The following is a 2,016-nucleotide window of genomic DNA, read 5'->3' on the forward strand; positions in this document are numbered from 1 at the left end:
GCTGAGCCCTACTTCGAGCAGCACTACCCGGAAGTCAAGCTGCAGAAGTACGACCAGTACGCCGATGCCTACAACGCTCTGCTGGACCACCGTGGCGACGCCATGAGCACGGACAACACCGAGGTGCTGGCCTGGGCCAAGGCCAACAAGGGCTTCTCGGTGGGCATCACCAAGCTTGGAGACGAGGCGGTCATCGCCCCGGCCGTGCGCAAGGGGAACGAGCCCCTGCTGGACTATATCAACAAAGAGCTGGTCAAGCTGGGCCAGGAGCGGTTCTTCCATGATGACTATCGCAAGACCTTGGAGCCAGTTTATGGTAGTGAGGCCAACCCCGACGAGATTGTTGTCGAGGGCGGCAAGGACTGACCTGGCCGTCTGGCTTATGACAGGGCCCGTACCCCCCAAATGCGACTGGATGGGTACGGGCCCTGTCATCTGACTCGATGGATTGCCGAATCAGTAGGCGGCCAGGATGTCAACCACAAAGATCAGGGTTGAATTGGCCGGGATGCTTTGCTGTTTCTGGCTGCCGTAGCCCAGGTCGGGCGGAATGACCAGAAGAACCTGGGAGCCCACCGTCTGGCCGGCCAGACCCTGCTGCCAGCCCTTGACCACCTGGTCCAGGCTGAAATCGCTGGGCTGTCCCCGGTCCCAGGAGGAGTCGAACTGCTTGCCGTTGGAGGCCAGCCAGCCGGTGTAGTTGGCGCTGACGCTCTGATGCTGGCCGACCTTGGCCCCCTTGCCCTTGATCAGGGGCTGGACGACCAATCCTGCCTCGGGCTTGTATCCGTTGAGATCCAGGGAGGGCTTGCCCTTGTCATCCAGGCTGATCTTGGGCAGGTCGCTGGGCAGATCGGTCACCTTCTGGCCCTGGGCGCGGGTCAAGTTCTTGGACCGGGAGACGAAGGTCAGGGCCATGATATAGGAGTCGGTCGCCTGGCTGCTGCCGGAGCCTGACTCATCGATGCCCACGGCCACGGTGGAGTTGACCTTGAGGCCCTTGAAGGTGTCGTAGTATGCCGGGATGGATTTCTTGCTGATGACGATCGAGCACTCCGGACTGCTCTTGTCCCAGGTGGAGTTGAGCACCTTGCCGGTCTTGGCATCCAGGGCCAGGCTCCTTGTGCATACACGATCCCCGTCGCGGATGACCTCGCCGTTGCCCTCCTGGATGACCTGATGAGCCTGGTTCTCGACCTTGAAGGGGGTCTTGAAGCTGATGTCGGGCTTGCTGCCAAGTTTGCCACTGGCTGATACGCCCTGCATGGTGTCGCCCGCGTGCGCGTCCCCGTCAGATTTCCCGCTGCAGGCTGACAGCCCAAGACATAGGGCCAGAGCCGTCATGGCGCCCAGCAGACGCTTGCTGCCTGATTTCCTTGCGATGATGGTCATAGAAGAACAGTTTAGGGCTTATGGGTGATTTCCCTGTGCTTGGAACCAGATCATAGGGAGCCGACGGTAGAATGTCGATAATATGGAGCGAGTACCCGAGGAAAAAGATGAGATGACGCGGCCTGAAAAGCCTTCGCGTCATAGCACGATCATGCGCGGCATCGTCACCCCCATCTTCGGACTGCTGGCTGTAACGGCCATTGTGCTGGGTATTTTCAACGCCACGGTCTGGAAGCCTTCGGCTCATGTGGATGCGCATGCGCGTACGAAGGCAGCCTATGTGGTGACCGATCCGGGCGTGCTTCCCCTGGTGGACAGCAAAGTGACCATGCGAGTGGATGTAACATCGAATGGAACTGCCGCGTCCGCAGATTCGAATTCACAGAAGCCTACCGTCTGTATGGCCCTGACCACGGCCAAGGATGCAGCTGGCTGGACGGCCGGGCAAGATGTGGCCCGTGTGAGAGGTTTGGATGATTGGCACACCCTGTCCGTCGGCAGGGACACCAGCCCCGGCAAGGCCGTCAAAAGTAATCAGGGCGTGGCTTTTCAGGATTCGGACATGTGGAAACAGGTCACCTGCTCCGACAACGACGTGTCCATGTCCCTGAAGACCGACGATCC

The 2,016-nt window shown here is 60.1% G+C and carries 2 protein-coding genes and 1 pseudogene; 2 read left to right on the top strand and 1 reads right to left on the bottom strand.

All coding sequences use genetic code 11. The features are described from left to right. A partial coding sequence (locus AC0AP0_RS12775) for a type 2 periplasmic-binding domain-containing protein (protein ID WP_490430760.1) occupies window positions 1-366 on the top strand: 366 nt, incomplete at its 5' end. Between the two features lie 90 nt (window positions 367-456). Here the strand turns inward: AC0AP0_RS12775 and AC0AP0_RS12780 are convergent. Next, a complete protein-coding gene (locus AC0AP0_RS12780; protein WP_186363983.1) occupies window positions 457-1,392 on the bottom strand; it encodes an FKBP-type peptidyl-prolyl cis-trans isomerase in 936 nt (311 codons plus the stop codon). Window positions 1,393-1,504: 112 nt separating this feature from the next. On the opposite strand from AC0AP0_RS12780, the pseudogene AC0AP0_RS12785 reads away from it, so the two are divergent. After that, window positions 1,505-2,016, top strand: a pseudogene (locus AC0AP0_RS12785) (GTPase); the annotation flags it as partial.

It is taken from the genome of Bifidobacterium sp. POST2/T3 (B1) (assembly GCF_058197115.1).